At 40.5% G+C, this 17444-nt stretch carries 17 protein-coding genes; 15 read left to right on the top strand and 2 right to left on the bottom strand.

Translation table 11 applies throughout. The features are described from left to right. Window positions 1-6 precede the first annotated feature (6 nt). The 13 genes from EM4838_RS07130 to EM4838_RS07070 are packed head-to-tail and all read left to right on the top strand — an operon-like array spanning window position 7 to window position 10702. Entirely contained in the window at window positions 7-1836 is a 1830-nt protein-coding gene (locus EM4838_RS07130; RefSeq protein ID WP_071867462.1) for a diol dehydratase reactivase subunit alpha, read from the top strand. Beyond that, the gene (locus EM4838_RS07125; RefSeq protein WP_071867461.1) at window positions 1829-2188 is read left to right on the top strand and encodes a glycerol dehydratase reactivase beta/small subunit family protein; all 360 of its coding nucleotides are present in this window, start codon (window positions 1829-1831) and stop codon (window positions 2186-2188) included. Before EM4838_RS07130 ends, EM4838_RS07125 begins: the two co-directional genes overlap by 8 nt. Next, the gene (locus EM4838_RS17085) at window positions 2185-2703 is read left to right on the top strand and encodes a BMC domain-containing protein (RefSeq protein ID WP_071867460.1); all 519 of its coding nucleotides are present in this window, start codon (window positions 2185-2187) and stop codon (window positions 2701-2703) included. The genes EM4838_RS07125 and EM4838_RS17085 overlap by 4 nt, the downstream gene beginning before the upstream one ends. Before the next feature lie 13 nt (window positions 2704-2716). Beyond that, complete coding sequence (locus EM4838_RS07115) at window positions 2717-2998, top strand: BMC domain-containing protein (RefSeq protein WP_071867459.1); 282 nt, start codon at window positions 2717-2719, stop codon at window positions 2996-2998. Beyond that, window positions 2991-3617, top strand: coding sequence for a phosphate propanoyltransferase (pduL, locus tag EM4838_RS07110; RefSeq protein ID WP_071867458.1), 627 nt, complete (start codon window positions 2991-2993; stop codon window positions 3615-3617). Before EM4838_RS07115 ends, pduL begins: the two co-directional genes overlap by 8 nt. Before the next feature lie 16 nt (window positions 3618-3633). Next, a complete protein-coding gene (gene eutJ / locus EM4838_RS07105) occupies window positions 3634-4473 on the top strand; it encodes an ethanolamine utilization protein EutJ (protein WP_071867457.1) in 840 nt (279 codons plus the stop codon). A gap of 9 nt (window positions 4474-4482) precedes the next feature. Beyond that, entirely contained in the window at window positions 4483-4968 is a 486-nt protein-coding gene (gene pduM, locus EM4838_RS07100) for a PduM family microcompartment protein (protein ID WP_071867456.1), read from the top strand. Then, window positions 4962-5225 (top strand): EutN/CcmL family microcompartment protein, encoded by a 264-nt coding sequence (locus EM4838_RS07095; RefSeq protein WP_071867455.1) that lies wholly within the window; start codon window positions 4962-4964, stop codon window positions 5223-5225. Before pduM ends, EM4838_RS07095 begins: the two co-directional genes overlap by 7 nt. 13 nt (window positions 5226-5238) lie before the next feature. Then, window positions 5239-6225 carry a cob(I)yrinic acid a,c-diamide adenosyltransferase gene (locus EM4838_RS07090; protein WP_071867454.1) on the top strand — a complete coding sequence of 329 codons (987 nt, stop codon included), beginning with the start codon at window positions 5239-5241 and terminating at the stop codon, window positions 6223-6225. After that, window positions 6225-7625 (top strand): aldehyde dehydrogenase family protein, encoded by a 1401-nt coding sequence (locus EM4838_RS07085; protein ID WP_071867453.1) that lies wholly within the window; start codon window positions 6225-6227, stop codon window positions 7623-7625. The genes EM4838_RS07090 and EM4838_RS07085 overlap by 1 nt, the downstream gene beginning before the upstream one ends. Before the next feature lie 12 nt (window positions 7626-7637). After that, window positions 7638-8753, top strand: coding sequence for a 1-propanol dehydrogenase PduQ (locus EM4838_RS07080; protein ID WP_071867452.1), 1116 nt, complete (start codon window positions 7638-7640; stop codon window positions 8751-8753). A gap of 14 nt (window positions 8754-8767) precedes the next feature. Next, the gene (locus EM4838_RS07075; RefSeq protein ID WP_071867451.1) at window positions 8768-9487 is read left to right on the top strand and encodes an MIP/aquaporin family protein; all 720 of its coding nucleotides are present in this window, start codon (window positions 8768-8770) and stop codon (window positions 9485-9487) included. A gap of 24 nt (window positions 9488-9511) precedes the next feature. Then, window positions 9512-10702 (top strand): acetate/propionate family kinase, encoded by a 1191-nt coding sequence (locus EM4838_RS07070; RefSeq protein WP_071867450.1) that lies wholly within the window; start codon window positions 9512-9514, stop codon window positions 10700-10702. Between the two features lie 346 nt (window positions 10703-11048). On the opposite strand, the gene EM4838_RS16835 is transcribed toward EM4838_RS07070, so the two are convergent. Further along, complete coding sequence (locus EM4838_RS16835; RefSeq protein WP_071867449.1) at window positions 11049-12065, bottom strand: hypothetical protein; 1017 nt, start codon at window positions 12063-12065, stop codon at window positions 11049-11051. Window positions 12066-12484: 419 nt separating this feature from the next. Here EM4838_RS16835 and EM4838_RS07060 point away from each other — a divergent pair, with 419 nt between their 5' ends. Continuing rightward, window positions 12485-13291 (top strand): MerR family transcriptional regulator, encoded by an 807-nt coding sequence (locus tag EM4838_RS07060; protein ID WP_071867448.1) that lies wholly within the window; start codon window positions 12485-12487, stop codon window positions 13289-13291. 337 nt (window positions 13292-13628) lie between these two features. Next, on the top strand, window positions 13629-16472 hold the full coding sequence (locus tag EM4838_RS07055; RefSeq protein WP_071867447.1) for an endo-beta-N-acetylglucosaminidase: 2844 nt from the start codon (window positions 13629-13631) through the stop codon (window positions 16470-16472). A 741-nt stretch (window positions 16473-17213) separates the two neighbouring features. On the opposite strand, the gene EM4838_RS16580 is transcribed toward EM4838_RS07055, so the two are convergent. Next, entirely contained in the window at window positions 17214-17363 is a 150-nt protein-coding gene (locus EM4838_RS16580) for a hypothetical protein (protein WP_010735353.1), read from the bottom strand. Between the last annotated feature and the right edge of the window lie 81 nt (window positions 17364-17444).

Here is a 17444-nt window from a genome sequence, read left to right as displayed (position 1 = left end):
ATGTGCATGAAACGTATTATAGGTATTGATATTGGAAATTCCTCAACGGAGATCGCACTTGCAGAGATCGATACGAATGATCAGGTTCATTTTCTACAATCGGCTATTACTGAAACAACGGGGATCAAAGGAACGAAGAAGAATCTCTTTGGGATCTATAAAGCAATCAATGAAGCTTGCACTAAAAATGACCTTACGATCTCTGATATCGATTTGATCCGTATCAACGAGGCAACGCCTGTCATTGGTGACGTGGCGATGGAGATGATCACTGAAACGATCATCACCGAATCGACGATGATCGGTCATAACCCAAAAACGCCTGGCGGTCATGGCTTAGGCGTAGGAAAAACGATCAAATTATCAGAATTAGTCCAAAAAAAATTCAGCGATGATGACTATGTCGTCGTCGTTGAAAAAGAAATCGAATTTGATCAGGCGGCAAAATGGATCAACCAAATCGTTGAAAGTAACATTCGGGTCACAGGTGCGATTCTTCAAAGTGATGATGGGGTTTTAGTCAATAATCGTTTGACCCATAAGATCCCGATCATAGACGAAGTTGCTTATATTGAAAACATCCCACTAGGCATGTTAGCTGCGGTAGAAGTAGCGCCTGCCGGTCAAGGGGTTGCTCAATTATCGAATCCATATGGTATTGCGACAGTTTTTGAACTGGATTCAGAAGCAACGAAAAGTATCGTTCCTATGGCTCGTGCGTTGATTGGTAATCGTTCTGCCGTTGTGATCAAGACACCTCAAGGGGATGTACAAGCACGAGTGATCCCGGCAGGAAGTATTGAGATTACAGGTGGCAATCGTCGCAAGATCGTTGAAATCTCTGCTGGTGCAGAAGATATCATGACTGCGGTGAGTTCGTTTGCAGAAATCGACAATGTGACTGGTGAGTCAGGAACCAATGTCGATGGGATGCTCGAAAAAGTTCGACTAACGATGGCGAATTTAACGGAACGCCCCCTCGCAGAAATTTTCATCCAAGACTTACTGGCAGTCGATACTTTTGTTCCTATAGAGGTCAAAGGTGGTGTTGCCGGTGAGTTCTCGATGGAGCAAGCAGTAGGGATTGCTTCGATGGTCAAATCGGATCATTTGCAAATGTCGAAAATCGCACAATCCATTGAAGAAGATTTGAAAACACCTGTTGAAATTGGCGGAGCAGAAGCAGAAGCGGCTATTTTAGGCGCCTTGACGACACCTGGTACAAGCACACCTTTAGCTATTTTGGACTTAGGTGCTGGTTCGACTGATGCGTCGATCATTGGGGAACAAGCGATTTCTGCTACACATTTGGCTGGTGCAGGAGATATGGTGACATTATTGATCAAGTCGGAGTTAGGGATCGACGATATTTACTTGGCAGAAGATATCAAAAAGTATCCTTTGGCAAAAGTAGAGAACATCTTTTATATCCGACATGAAGACGGTAGTGTGCAATTCTTTGAGGAACCGTTAGATCCTCATTTATTTGCGAAAGTTGTCGTTGTCAAACCAGAGGGTCTCATTCCAATTCCACTTGATCTTTCGATCGAAAAAATCAAATTGGTTAGACAGACAGCGAAAAAACGAGTATTTGTAACAAACACGATTCGAGCATTGAAACGAGTAAGTCCAACTGGCAACATCCGTGATATTCCTTTTGTTGTGATCGTTGGAGGATCAGCACTTGATTTTGAGATTCCCCAAATCGTGACAGATGCGTTATCTCACTATGGGTTAGTTGCTGGACAAGGAAATGTCCGTGCGTGTGAAGGTCCTAGAAATGCGGTTGCCACTGGGTTGATCCTTTCACATTTGAGGAGGAATGAACATGGATAGACCGTCGATCATCATCTACGTAGATGGAATAGACGAAGAAATCTTGACTTCCTTACTCTATGGGATAGAAGAAGAAAGCATTCCGTATAAGCTAGAAGCAAAAGTGTTTGAGGATGCAGCACAAGCGGCGTATGAAGCGGCTTTAGCTTCTCCTTTACAAGTAGGTATTGGTGGGAGCAGGGACACTCTTTGCATACATCATAAAAGCTTGAAAAAAGAGAAACCTTATCAAGTGTTGGAGCATGTTTCAATTGTCCCTTCTGCGATCTTGAGAAATCTAGGAAGTAATGCTGCTCGAATCGTCAAAGGTATTCCATTAAAATCCTTGGAATTATTGGAGGTGAAACAATGAATCAAGCAATCGGAATGATCGAATCAACAGGATTAGCCAGTGCCATCAACCTTTCTGATATCATGGTGAAATCCGCAAATATTGAACTTTTGAGTATAGAAAAAACAAAAGGTTTTGGCTGGATGACCGTGATGATCCAAGGGGATGTCGGGGCGGTCAAAGCAGCGATCGATGCAGCAAAGTCAGCTGCCATTGGTCTGGATGCTTACGTCTCTTCTCTAGTTATACCAAGACCAGGAGACAATATCCTTGATGTCTTTTCTTCAAAAGAAGAGCAACATGAGCCGATCCAAGAAGAGACACCTGTCACTATTGTTGAGGAAACAGCAACGAAGCAAGAATCCTCATTAGACAAAACCACACCAGTGAAGAGTGAAAATGTACCTGTTATCAAGGAAGATAAGAAAGAACCTACTTCACTTAGCACTGATGAAGTGGCAAGCAAAGAAAAAAAGTCAAAAGATTCTTCAAAAAAAGGAAATAAAACTGCAACCAAAAAAAATAAGAAAAACTAGGAGGAACACATAAATGAATGACGCATTAGGAATGATCGAAACAAAAGGTTTAGTAGGGGCTGTCGAGGCAGCTGATGCAATGGTGAAAGCCGCTAACGTACAATTGATCGGAACGGAGAAAATCGGTTCTGGTTTAGTAACGATCATGGTTCGTGGAGATGTTGGTGCGGTCAAAGCAGCGACAGATGCAGGTTCTGCCGCAGCTGAGCGTGTAGGTGAAGTGGTTTCTGTACACGTGATTCCTCGCCCTCATCATGATGTGAACAAACTATTAGTAGGTCAAAACAATGCTTGATTTTTCAAAAGCTGAGTTGAAAGAAATCGTTCGGAAGGTGATCGCAGATCTTGATCAAACCTTTCCGATCGGTATCTCTAATCGTCATATCCATTTGACACCTGCTCACTTTGAACAACTTTTCCCAGGACAATCCATCGAAAAATTGCGTGATTTAAAGCAACCAGGTGAATTTGCGGCAAAACAAACGGTGACGTTGATCGGTCCAAAAGGAAAGATCGAAAGAGTGCGGATTCTGGGTCCGTTCCGCAATCGCTCACAAGTAGAAGTATCAAAAACAGATGCACGTCTATTAGGGATCAATCCACCAATCAAACTTTCTGGTGATCTTGATGAAGCAGTAGAAATCACTTTGATGACCGAAGCTGCTTCAATTACGATCCCAGCTGCAATCATCGCACAACGTCATATCCATTTGAATCATGAAGATATGAAACGTTTGGATCTGCATAAGGATGAGAGCGTTTCAGTCGAAATTTTATCTGGCGAACGAGGAACTGTCTATCATGAGGTTGCGCTACGCCCGCACGAAAAATTTATCATGGAAATGCACATCGATACAGATGAAGCCAATGCGGCCAATGTCACTACCGAAACTAGAGCAAGGATCATTCGTTGATCAGAAGGAGCAAAAGATGCAAGGAATTGAGAAAGGCAATGAGTTACTAGAATCTTTCAATAAAATCGTCCATTCTTTTGTGCCAACTGGTCACAAAGCGGCCGATGGCTATAAGGTTGGTGTGGATCTGGGCACAGCTTCGATCGTCTTAGTTGTCTTAGATGCTGACAATCAACCATTGTTCGGTGCGTTCAAAGAAGCCAAAGTGATACGTGATGGCTTGGTCGTTGATTATCAAAAAGCAGTAAAGATCGTTGAAGTATTAAGGGAAGAAGCGGAAGCGGCTTTAGGGTTTGCACTTAAAGCCGCTTCCGGGGCTATCCCCCCAGGAACGATCGGCAACAACAAAAAAGTCGTGGCAAACGTCATTGAAAGTGCCGGCATGGAAATCGACCAGTTAGTGGATGAGCCATCAGCGGCTGCCTTGACACTTGGCATTGCAGATGGGGCCGTCATTGATATCGGGGGCGGTACGACGGGGATCAGTGTCCTTAAAAATGGAGAAGTTGCCTTCGTTGATGATGAACCAACTGGTGGTACACATATGACTCTAGTGATCGTCGGTTATCATAGCGTAGATATAGATGACGCAGAAAAAATAAAGAGAAATCCCAAAAATGAAGCAGAAAATTTTACGATTTGTCGTCCAGTGATCCAAAAAATGGCGACCATCGCCAAAAAAATGCTAGATGAACATCCAATCGAGCCGATTTTTGTTGTCGGCGGGGCTGCCTATTTTTCACAGTTTGAAGAAGAAATGAGTAGCGTCATTGGTAAGAAAGTATTGAAACCTGTTCATCCGCAATTCGTTACACCGATCGGCATAGCGATGGCCTCAAAAGTCATTGTGGAATAGGAGTTTCGTATGGAAGATATTGTTCAAAAAGTAGTGGGTTGGCTAATAAAAAGAGAAAAAAGTACATTGTTCGTATCAACTGATTCCGTTCAAACGGATTCGATCAGCCCTTTTTTGTCGAATAAATATATCTATGTCAAAAATTGCGACTGCTTCTTTTTAACGAAATTTGCAACAAAAAATGAGAACGACCCATTCGTACGATGGCTATTTCGTAGCTTGGACTACGGTTGTGAGCTTAGATTTCAATGCTCTTTTTCGGATCTGACTTTGATACCTGTAGAAATCTTCCATTATAACGTCGAAGTTTTTACAGTTGCTGAAAAACCATGTTATGCCTTTTCGAATCGGTATATCACTTACAAGCAAGTGGCTGTTTTACCGAATCAAGCAGCGTTGATACTTTCAACGAATCAAAACTTTACATTATTGGCGCAAGAAAAAATTCAGGAAAAACAGATGACTATCTGTAAAAGGAGCGGATCGCAATGTTAATGGGAAAAATTATTGGTAGCGTTGTTTCTACTCAAAAAGATTCCTCTCTTGTAGGCAAAAAATTAATGATCGTGCAACCGATAAATGCTCAAAAAGAGGCAGTACGTTTTCAACAAGTGGCAGCTGATACGGTAGGTGCTGGAATTGGTGATTATGTTCTGTTAAATAGCGGTAGTTCAGCGAGACATTTATTCTCGGAGCCATCAGAAGCGGTGGATTGTGCGATTGTTGGTATCATCGATACGTTTGATATGTAAGGAAGTGAAAAGAATGCCGATCTATACAAAAACTGGTGATCAAGGAATGACGAGCCTTTTTGATGGGACACGAGTAAAAAAAGCAAGTTTACGAGTAGAAGTCTATGGAACGTTTGACGAGTGCTGTGCGCAAATCAGCTTGGCACAAAAAATGTTGAAAAATCCAGAAAGCCAACAAGCGCTTAACTGGGTGCAAAATAAACTTTTTCAGATGAACGCAGAATTAGCGACAGCAACAAAAAAGGATAAATTAGCGCATAAAAGCGACTTGATCTCTGCGGAAGATATTCATCAATTGGAAATCTGGATCGATGAAAAAACAGCAAAACTACCAGAAATCCATGAATTTATTTTGCCTGGAAAAAGTCTAGCAGGGGCGCAGTTGCATGTTGCTCGGACGGTTTGCCGTCGTGGGGAACGTGTTCTTGATCGCTTTATGGAAAACGAAGAAGTCCGTTCAGAACTCAGCAAGTTTGCCAACCGTTTATCTGATTGTCTGTACTCTTTTGCCCGTGAAGCAGATCATGAACAGGAACAAGAAGTGCTGCTTAATCAAATCATCCGTCGTTATCAAAAACGGGTGCAACAACCAAAGATCAAACTTGATTTTGAAGAGATCGTTCACGCGTGTATCGATCATGCGAATTGTTTGAGCGTACCGGTTTCTATTGCAATCGTTGATAAAAACGGGGCTTTGAAACAATTCTATCGAATGGACGATGCACTGATTGTGAGTGAAAGCATGGCAATCAAAAAGGCTTATACAACGGTCTCAATGAAAGCTGACACCCACGAACTAACGGAGTTGGTACAACCAAACCAGCCGCTTTTCCAATTAGAAACATTAAGTGATGGAAAGCTTGTGACCTTTGGTGGTGGATTCCTTCTCAAAGATGGGCAAGGAAACATTGTTGGTGGTATTGGTGTGAGCGGTGGTAGTCCAGATCAAGATAGGGCAATTGCAACAAAAGGAATTGAAAAGTTTAAGGAGCGAGCATGATGGGCGAAGAACAATTAAAAGAACAAATCATGAAAGTGATTCAAGGAATCCTTTTAGAAGAACCGACTACCGCAACAGTTGCAACTTCTTCCGTCGGGATTTTTCCAACGGTTGATGCAGCAGTTGCCGCAGCAAAAGTAGCACAAGATCGTTTAGATGACTTGTCATTGGAACAACGAAGAGCAATCATTGCTACGATTCGTACTGGAATGACACCTCATATCGAAACAATTGCTCGTGAAACAGTGGAAGAAACGAAAATGGGAAGATATGAAGATAAGATCCAAAAATTGACTCTTGCGATCAACAAGACACCAGGTGTCGAAGATCTTATTACTGAAGCGGTCACTGGTGACAACGGAATGACCCTTTATGAGTTATCTCCGTATGGCGTGATCGGTGCGGTGACACCAAGTACTAATCCGGCAGAAACGTTGATCTGTAACGCAATCGGAATGATTGCAGCAGGCAATGCTATTTATTTCAGTGTTCATCCAGGCGCGAAGCGCATTTCTGGCTGGGTCGTTTCAAAATTGAATGAATTGATTTATCAAAGCTGTGGCATCCATAACTTGGTTGTAACGATCGAAAAACCTTCGATTGAAGCTGCTCAAGAGATGATGTCCCATCCAGACATTTCACTATTAGTGATCACAGGCGGTCCTGGTGTGGTGAGACAAGCAATGAAGAGTGGTAAGAAAACGATTGCTGCTGGAGAAGGCAATCCACCTTCACTTGTTGATGAAACCGCCGATCTTGATAAGGCAGCGGCAGATATTGTCTTGGGTGCATCTTTTGATAATAATATTTTATGTACGGCAGAGAAAAGTGTCGTTGCTGTCGAACAAGTCGTTGACTACTTGATTTTACAAATGGAAAAACAAGGGGCTTATTATGTAGGTGATGAACAAATCATTCAACGATTGATCGAACAGATGATTGCGGAAAATGGTGCGCCTAACCGACAGTTTGTCGGTAAAAACGCGAGCGAGATCTTAGCCGCCGTAGGTGTCCATGTATCAGCGGACATTCGAGTGATCATCATGAAAACAGAGAAAGATCATCCATTTGTTGTCAAAGAAATGTTGATGCCGATCTTACCGATCGTGACTGTAAAAGATTTTGATGAAGCATTACCGACAGCATTAGGAATCGAAAATAAATGTCACCATACAGCAACGATGCACTCCCAAAATATTCAACGATTGAACCTTGCAGCGAAAAAATTCCAAACCTCGATCTTTGTAAAAAATGGCTCTTCATTTGCAGGATTAGGATTTGGTGGCGAAGGTCCAACCACATTCACGATTGCAACACCAACCGGCGAGTGTACGACGACTGCTAGAAATTTTGCTAGAAAACGTCGTTGTGTATTAACGGACGGATTTTCGATTCGTTAGGAGGAAACAGTTTTGAATCAATGGTCAATGAAAACAAAAGTAGCTGTAACAACGGACATCGTTAAAAGGTTCGAACGTTTTTCAGACGAAACTGTCTTGTTCGTTTTTGATCCTTTTTTGAAAAGCAATCAAAAAGTACGTGAAATGATTGCATATCTAGAACAAAAAAATCGCGTGATCACTTTTACGGAGATCGTGCCAGATCCGCCGATTGAAAAAGTGGTAACAGGCATGCAAATGGCTTTGCAAGCTGAACCAACCGTTGTGATCGCAATTGGCGGTGGTTCAGCGTTAGACACGGCAAAAGGGATCATCTATTTCTATCAGAAGGTAGCAAAGCAATCAATCAATTATTTTGTTGCGATCCCAACAACGAGTGGCACTGGATCTGAAGTGACCAGTGCAGCTGTGATCACCGATACGGCAAACAAAATCAAATATCCGATATTTGCTGAAGAGTTGATTCCTGACGAAGCAATCTTGTCCATTGATTTTGTGATGACAAGCCCACCTTCGATCACGGCATACAGTGGTTTGGATGTCTTGACTCATGCCTTAGAAGCATTGGTCGCAAAAGGTCGAACAAATTATTCTTCTGCGCTTGCAGAAAAAGCAATCACGCTTGTCTTTTCGAATTTAGTTGAGTGTGTCAAAAATGGCCAAAATGAAGATGCACGCATCCAAATGCACGAAGCAGCAACACTTGCTGGAGTGGCTTTTGACAATGCTGGTTTAGGTGTTTGCCATGCTTTAGCACATCAAGTCGGCGCGCTTTTCAAAGTTCCTCATGGTTTAGCAAATGCGATGTTGTTACCACATGTCGTTTTAGCGAATGCCAAAGATTGGACGGCAAAGTCTTTATACGCTGATGTGTCAAGAAAACTTAAATTATGTACGAACGGTCTTTCAGACGAAGTGGCTGTGATCAAATTAGTAGATGCCATCAAGCGATTGAGTAAAGATTCTGGGGTGCCAGCAACATTGGCCGAATGGAACATCGAAGAATCAACAGCGATCAGAGCAGCGGAACAAGTAGCTGACAATGCGATAAACGATTTTACTTTCCAATCGAATCCAATCTCGTTTGATCGTACAAAACTAAAAGAAATCTATCATAAAATCGTTTGAAAAGGGGTACAAAAATGGATAATACAGTATTAGGTGAATTTATTGGAACGTTAGTCTTAACACTTTTCGGTTGTGGTGTTGGTTGTAGCATCAACTTGAAGAAGACTTTGGCCAAAGCAGTTGGTGCCAACTGGGTATTAGTTGCGTTTGGCTGGGGTGTTGCCGTAATGTTAGGGATTTATTCTGCGGGCTACTTTGGATCGCCAGGTCATTTGAATCCTGCGGTTTCGATTGCTTTTGCGATTGGCGGACTTTTTGAATGGAATATGGTTGTACCATTTGTTTTAGCGCAATTTGCAGGTGCTTTTTTAGGTGCATTGATCGCTGCAATCTCATTTATGGCTCACTTTAAAGAAACCGGACCAGATGAAGGAAACTCCGTAGGCATCTTTGCTACAGGTCCAGCAATCGACGCACCTATTGCGAATGTCATCAGTGAGATCATTGCAACATTTGCATTTATCTTCACCTTATTGTTACTTCCAGCGGGAGACTTCCCAGGAGGATTCCAACCAGTTGTTGCATTGTTCTTGCTAGTAGGAATTTCATTTTCATTTGGTTCGACAACAGGCTACGCGATCAATCCAGCGCGTGACCTTGGTCCGCGTTTGATGTATACATTGATGCCATTACCAAATAAAAACACTGACTATAACTGGAAATACGCATGGGTACCATTAGTAGGCCCGATCGTTGGTGCAACGATTGCTGTGCTTTTAGTAAACATTCTGTAAAAGATTAGATTGAGGGGTAAAGCATTGAAAGAATTAATTATTGCAATCAATTCAGGAAGTTCTTCGTTAAAGTTTCAAGTCTATGAGTTTCCTGAAGAAAAAAAGATCGCCAAGGGATTGTTCGAACGAATCGGGTTAGCAAGCTCCATGGATTTGACGTATTCTTTAGACGGTGGTAAAAGCAGTCGCTCAGTTAAAGGTGAAACACATGAAGATGCAGTCAAGTATTTACTAGATTTTTTATTGGAAGAAAAAATCGTTGCTGATTTGTCAGAAATCACTGGTGTCGGCCATCGTGTCGCTCATGGTGGAGAATTCTTCAAAGGGTCCTGTATCGTTGAGGATGAATCATTGAAAAAAATCAAATCGCTTTCTCATTTAGCACCGTTGCACAACCCAATCAACATCATGGGGATCGAAGCGTTCAAAAATAATTTGCCAGCTTGTCCGCAAGTGGCTGTTTTCGATACGTCATTCCACCAAACAATGCCAGAAGAAAACTATCTTTATCCAATTCCTTATAAATTATATGAGGAAGAGGGAATTCGCCGTTTCGGATTTCATGGGACAAGTCATCAATTTGTGGCGACGGAAGCTGCCAAGTCTTTAGGTAAAAAGCTTGAGGATTTAAAAATCATTTCCTGTCATTTAGGAAATGGGGGGAGTATTTGCGGGATCAAGAATGGCCAGTCTGTTATCACTAGTATGGGATTCACTCCTTTAGCAGGTATTATGATGGGTACTCGCTGTGGCGATATCGATCCTTCCATCGTGACCTATCTAGGCAGAAAAAAACAGATGAGCTTCGCAGAAATCGAGCAGATGATGAACCAAGACTCAGGATTCAAAGGAGTTTCTGGCATCAGTAGTGATGCTCGTGACATCGAAGAAGCTTTTGAGCAGGGCGATCCAAAAGCGGTTTTAGCAATGAACATGTTTTGTGGTCGCGTAAAACAAATGATCGGTGCTTACGCTGCTGAACTAGGCGGACTTGATGTGTTGATTTTCACGGCTGGCATCGGAGAGAACTCGCCAATCATTCGTCAACTATCTTGTGAAGGATTGTCATTGTTTGGCATAACTGTTGACGAAGAAAGAAACAATACAAGACAAGCAATTGTCAGTCAAGAAAATGGTCGAGTGGCTGTCATGATTGTACCGACGAATGAAGAACGTATGATTGTCCGTGAGACGAATCAATTGATTTCGAAATAAAATAGTCGATCAACCTCCTTATGAATACATGATGTAAAACGCATTCTAAAAGACTTTAAAAAGCTTTTAGAATGCGTTTTAAAGCTGATACATTTGTTTTACAAGTAGTGGAAAAGACCATTAAAAGTTTTCAGCAGATGACAACCAATAGTGAGACAAAAGGACCCATCTACGTATTGATTTAGATGGGTCCTTTTTCTCTGATGTCAAGTAAAAACTAGTTGGATCGGGCTATAGTTATTTCTAGGAGTGTAGCCCTTATAAGCATATCTTGACTGGTCTGCTACTGTCAGCTGGCGATGATTTTTAATGCTCGCTAGTACGTTTTCTTGCTGCTTTTCAAAGGTTACTGTAATTTGAAAAAAATCCTATTTGTAAAATCATTAAATTCAATAAGCGTATCGTCCCCAATCGGAACGAGCAATGCAACTTTGCCTTTGTCCGTACCACCTTCGTACAAATCTTTGTTCCCAAATTCTTCGTTGCCTAAGTAGCTATAGCTTTCCTGATTGACTTCTTCACCAGTTGAACTAACTGGTACGAATCTAGAAAAAGCGCGATATGGCTCATCTTGGCTCCCTTTATTGACAGTTAGCTCTGCATCAAAAACTACCCATTCTTTTCCTTCTGGTGCTGGTTCATTGTACTCATCCATGCTGATCATATAATTATACGCTTCTTCACCACGGACAACGTTACTGATGGTTAAGGAAATATTTGTATCGATTTCTTCATATTCGTCATCATAATAAACAGTGTCGAACGTGATCGGGTTGTCGAGGGGCACAGGGTTTGAGCGTTTGCCAAAAGCAGAATCACCTGACGCGTCATCCGAGCCGCTTAGTTCAGTTGAGTTATCAGTGATATCTACGAGAGATGAATCATCTGTTGCGTCTTTATCAGTTGTGGAGCTGTCTGAAGAAGTAGAAGATGTTGCTGTTTTACTTTTATCATATGGCTTCAGAACAATTTTTTTATCTTCCTCGTTATCTTTGGTAGGTGTGAGAATAATATTTTTATCTTCTTTTGTTACTGTATACTTGCCTGTTTCCCCGTCGTTTTCCCAGGTCATGATATTTCCTTCTAACGTGTATTCAAACTTATGTTGAAATTCTTCAAGCATGCTTTTCGCAAATTCTTCACCCAAGGCTTCCCATTCATTGGTAGCGGTCGATTGGTAAGAAGAAGGATCAATGCGAAACGATACCACATGATTTGAGAAAGAGGCAATCATGTCTACTTCCTCCAATTCTTCAATCAGCCAATCATTGGCTTTCAGGTCATCAACACTGACTTGCTTTCCACAGGCAGCTAGAAATAGTAGAACGAACAATAACACGGAACGACTAACGATTTTTTTCATTTTTTTCCCCCAAAAAATTATTTTCACTACTATGTAAATGTAGTAGTTTCCAAAAATGGTTAACACAAGGTGCGGTTAGAAAACGTATTCAATTTGTGATGAACGAGCTTTTGTATCTAATTTTTTGTCGCTTCATCGAAAACACACTAATATTATATCTTTATCTAATGAATAATACAAGACGTGATAATATTACGTTGGTTTTTTATAGTTTTAAAAAATAGAGAATATGTAAATTAGTGTAAAATAATTGTTGTTTAGGATTTTTCGAAGTTAAATATATTTGAAAAATAGAAGCTTGTTAAATGATTTTACATTAAAAAATAACAATAAAATGTAAAGTTAAAAGATTGCCTATGGTATAATCAATATCTAAGCACTTGATACTGGAGCAATATTTAGTATGTAGGAGAATTGCAATGAGAGAAAAGGACAAAAGAAGTGAATTGTTGAGTATCGGGGAAATGGCGAAAATAACCGGTGTCAATATTAAATCGTTAAGATATTATGAACAAGTCGGAGTGTTGTTGCCGGTATACATCAATCCAGATTCTGGCTATCGCTATTATTCCTTAGCCCAAGTGAGCGCGGTCGAGCTGATTCAAGCATGTGTAGAGATTGGTTTACCATTAAAAGAACTGCATCGCTTTAGTGATCCAAATAATTCCATCGATTATCTATCTTTTTTATCGTATAGTGAAGAATTGATGAAGCAAAAAATCGAGTTACTTCAACAAAACTTAAAAGGGATGCAAGAGGTCAAAGAGGAAATCAAATTATTAAAAAAATACAGACATTCTAAAAAGCAACATATTCGCCAATTGTCAGAAAAGTACTTATATGTTTTTCCTTACCAACCGACTGATAACAAAAAGACTCTTTATACAGAAGCAGCCCATTTGTTTGATCGCTCAATGGAAGCGGGGTATGAGCCTTTATATGATTTTGGCATTCTCTATGAATTTATTGATAAAGACGTGCAGCAGTATATGTATATAGAGATCAAGCCTACAAAAAATGTCGGTAACAATATCAAGATTTTACCTAGTGGAGAATACGTATGCCGATTTAGTCCTAAAAGTTACGGTGAGCGCCTTCCAGAGTTGTTTCCAGAAATCTTTGAAAAAAAAGCGGCAGTTCTTGCGATTGAAGCAGAAGCTTCCACTGGAACATTAGAAGAAATCGTTTATGAGATTCGTGTTTTCAGTGATGGAATGAATGAGTGAAAAATCCGTCATCACTGAACAAACGACGAAAAGTCAAATGTTGAAGTAACTATCTCCATGAATAAAGGTAATACCATTGAAGTAACTAATCATGCTGACCTACAATACAAGTTTTATTATAGTTGATTGGTTTCATGAGGGTTTCAAATAAAATCTATCGTAAAACGGCATAATAGCGAATCAAAAATACAAAAACTGATTTCGATCGACGATCAAAATCAGTTTTTTATTCATGTTACCTATAATTTGTTGTGAAAGTTCTATGCTTTGTTCATATACCCATGCTTAAGAAAGCGTTATCATTTTTGTGTATCAATTAAATTTAGGGGGAGCGGAGATGAAGAATAAGAAAAAAATAGCAGTCGGACTCTTTTGTGCAGTAGTAATATCAAGTGCAATTGGTAGTGGGACAACGTATCACGCAGAGACTAAAACGTTTGATTACAAAGAAACAGAAGCAGCAACTTATCAACGAGGATTGGATAATCAGCCGGAATCGTCTTACTGGTTTCCTGAAGAATTGTTAGAATGGGAATTTTCTAAAGATCCGGATGCACCTTATAACGTCAGTAAAGTGCCTTTAGCAAAACGGATCGATAAAAAGGCACTGACAACTTCAAATGACACGCAAACACCAGAAATGAAAGTGGTCGCTTTGTCGATCATGAATAGAAGTACAAGTGGGAATGCGCCTAGAGGTATCAATACTTTTGATGCCAATGTATTTTCCAATTGGCAATATATCGACCAACTTGTGTATTGGGGTGGTTCGTCTGGTGAAGGGATCATTGTACCGCCAAGTCCTGATGTCATTGATGCGGCCCATAAAAATGGTGTGCCAGTATTAGGGACAGTTTTCTTTCCGCAGTCCGCTCATGGTGGTAAAATCGAATGGTTGGATACATTCTTGCAAAAAGATGAGGATGGTACCTTTCCTTTAGTTGATCAATTGATCGAAGTAGCTACTCGATATGGGTTTGATGGCTGGTTTATCAATCAGGAAACGGACACACTAGTCACAAGTTTTGATGATGCAAACAATCAAAAAAAGGTAGAAGGGGCAAATACAGCAGGAGGATTGAGTAAAGAACATGCGGATTTGATGCAAGAATTCATCAAACAATTCAAGCAAAAAGCAGCAGCTTTAGAAATCATGTGGTACGATTCGATGACTTCGGAAGGGAAGATGGATTGGCAAAATGCGCTGACAGATAAAAACCAAGCGTTTTTAGTCGATGCGGAAATGAATCCTTTAGCTGATAGCATGTTTTTGAATTTTTGGTGGAATACCGATCGTTTAGCGAGTCAAGAATTATTGAAAGCTTCAAAGAAAAAAGCCAATGAATTAGGGATCGATCCTTATCAATTATATGCGGGAATCGATGTCCAACAAAATGGGTATGATACCCCTGTGAACTGGCGGCTATTCACAGATGAAACTGGCACTCCTTATACTTCATTAGGACTGTATGTCCCGAGTTGGACCTACACATCAGCAAGTGATCCTGCTGATTTTCAACGTCGTGAAATGCGTTTTTGGGTCAATGAACAAGGTGATCCAACGAAAGGGAAGGCACCGGTAGAAAAAGAATGGCCTGGGATCTCTACGTATGCAGTAGAGCAGAGCGCTATTACCAGCATACCTTTTGTAACGAATTTTAATGTGGGGAATGGGTATGGTTACTTCATTAATGGAAAAAAAGTATCTAATCTACAGTGGAATAATCGCAGTATGCAAGACGTGATGCCAACGTATCGTTGGATCTTTGAACATCAAGGAGAAAATCAATTAGCAGTTGAGATGGATTATGATGAGGCGTTTCGTGGCGGGAATTCTTTGCTTCTTAAAGGGAGTATGGTGAACGAGGCATCAAGTACAATCAAACTATATCGAATGGATGAAACCATTTCCGACAAGACTTCTGTCACAACAACGGCAAAAGCAACGAGTATTAGCCAGCTTGATTTAGTTTTAGAAATGGCTGACGGGCGAAAAGAAATCATCTCGGCAAGTGAACCAATCGGTCGGGATTGGACAACTGTCAGCTATGATGTCAGTCGGTTGGCAGGAGAAAAAATCAACACACTCTCTTATCAGCTTGCTTCTTCAGAGACTCAGTCCGATTACGCGCTACACTTGGGTCAATTAGCACTGACAGAGGGAAAGGAACTTCCAACCGCAAAAGTTTCGGGACTGACGCTTGAAGATGTTGCATTTGATGAAGAAGAAGGGCGATACGCTGGCATACGACTTGCTTGGGATGAGACGAAGAGTCAAGCAAGCTATTATGAGATCTACCGGTTGAATCCTGATAACTCAAAATCTTTCTTAGGAGCAACACCAGCTACGAATCATTATATCAATGCCCTTGAACGAACCTTAGACACCACGCAAACAAAATTGATTGTCGTGCCTGTTGATGCGCTGGGTAATCAAGGTGAACCTTCAGAGACCGTTTCTTTTGATTGGCCGGATAATAAAGTGCCGAGAGCTAATTTTACTGCTTCAAGAACGTTAGCCGCTCCAGGGTCAGCGATTACTTTTACAAACACGTCATCTTTAAATACCGAAACGGTTACTTGGGAATTTGAAGGTGGGGATATTACGACAAGTCATGAAAATTCGCCAGTTGTCACTTACCACAAAGAAGGTGTTTATAAAGTCAAATTAACGGCAAGCAATCAAGCAGGGGAGACACCTGTCGAAAAAGTCGGTTTGATCACAATTTCTGATAAAGTACCAACTGAGTTGCCGCTGTTATCACGAGACGCGAAAGCGACCGCTTCTTCTTACACCAATGAAGCGGAAGCACCTCATTTTGCAATAGATGGCGACTTGACGACTAAGTGGTGTGCAACGGGTACGCCGCCACACGAATTGACACTTGATTTAGGGCATGTTCAAACCATTAGTGAAGTTCGTATAGACCATGCGCAAGCAGGTGGAGAAAGTCCTGATATGAATACAAAAGCATATGTGATCGAACTAAGTGAAGATGGAGAGATATATAAAGAAGTCGCCAAAACTACCAATAATACGGCGAGTAGCTCGGTCGAGACTTTTGCGGTACAATCTGCACGATATGTCCGATTACGTATTGACAAACCAACACAAGGATCAGACACTGCAGCAAGAATCTATGGATTTGAAGTATTTGGATTGCCAGAATTATTACAATAGCTTGGTGGTATAAAAAGCGTATTTGTCATCCCATCAGTTCTATCATTTAATATAATTGAGATCCACTTCATTATAAAATAAGCGTCACCCTTTTCGAAACCATAAAAATGATTTTCGAGAGGTGGCGCTTATTTTTAACTATATTTCTAATGCAGTTTTCGTTGCCTTTACATAATCAAACGAGTTTTATTTATTAAGGTTGGAACGTCGTTTTTTTTCATAGAACGTCAATCCAGCAATAATCAATACTACAACAAAGTATGTTGTCCAACTAATCACATTAAAAAGTAATAAAGCTAATCCAATGATCAAACATAATAGTAAAGTCCATACGGTTAGATTCTTTTCCATATCAAATTGAAAACATGGAGACAGCCATTTTTTCTATCACGTGAAGAGTGAACTGTCGCTGTTTTCATTTCTAAACCTCCTTGTAAACGGCTTCTAAAGACAAAAATATTTTTTTATCTTGAAAAAGAAATTTTAGCATAAAGCAAAAAAGATTGTAAGGATTAGTTGAAGATTAGTGCCAATAAGGTCATTATTCCAGTTGCTGAAAATAGGATCGAATAATTTAAAAAAGAATATTCTTAAGAATAAGCTAGGATCATCCGATCATCATATGTAAAATAAGAGAAGAGTTTCGTCACGCATATAAAATTTAAGACACCTACTTTGATCTTTCAAGTAGGTGTCTTATTGTGAACTAGAGTTGCAATCGTCCATTCGAGGTTTTCACTCCTATGCGGATTTTTTAAGTTCTTGCACTGCTTGTTCGATCGTTACACCAGTCGCTACACGATTGCTATCTTCTTTGTCGAACACGACGAAAAGATTTAAATCGGTATTAAGAGTGACACGATATTGTAATTCTTTGTTATAGAATGTCATAGTCATTCTCCTTTCTTATTGTTCTGTTGAAAGGCAACGATACGTTGATAACGAAATTCCATAACTATTATAGCACAGATA

The sequence above is a fragment of the Enterococcus mundtii genome (assembly GCF_002813755.1).
GTDB lineage: Bacteria > Bacillota > Bacilli > Lactobacillales > Enterococcaceae > Enterococcus_B > Enterococcus_B mundtii.
Note: the sequence above shows the minus strand (reverse complement) of the source record. Positions and strands in the feature narration are given on the sequence as shown.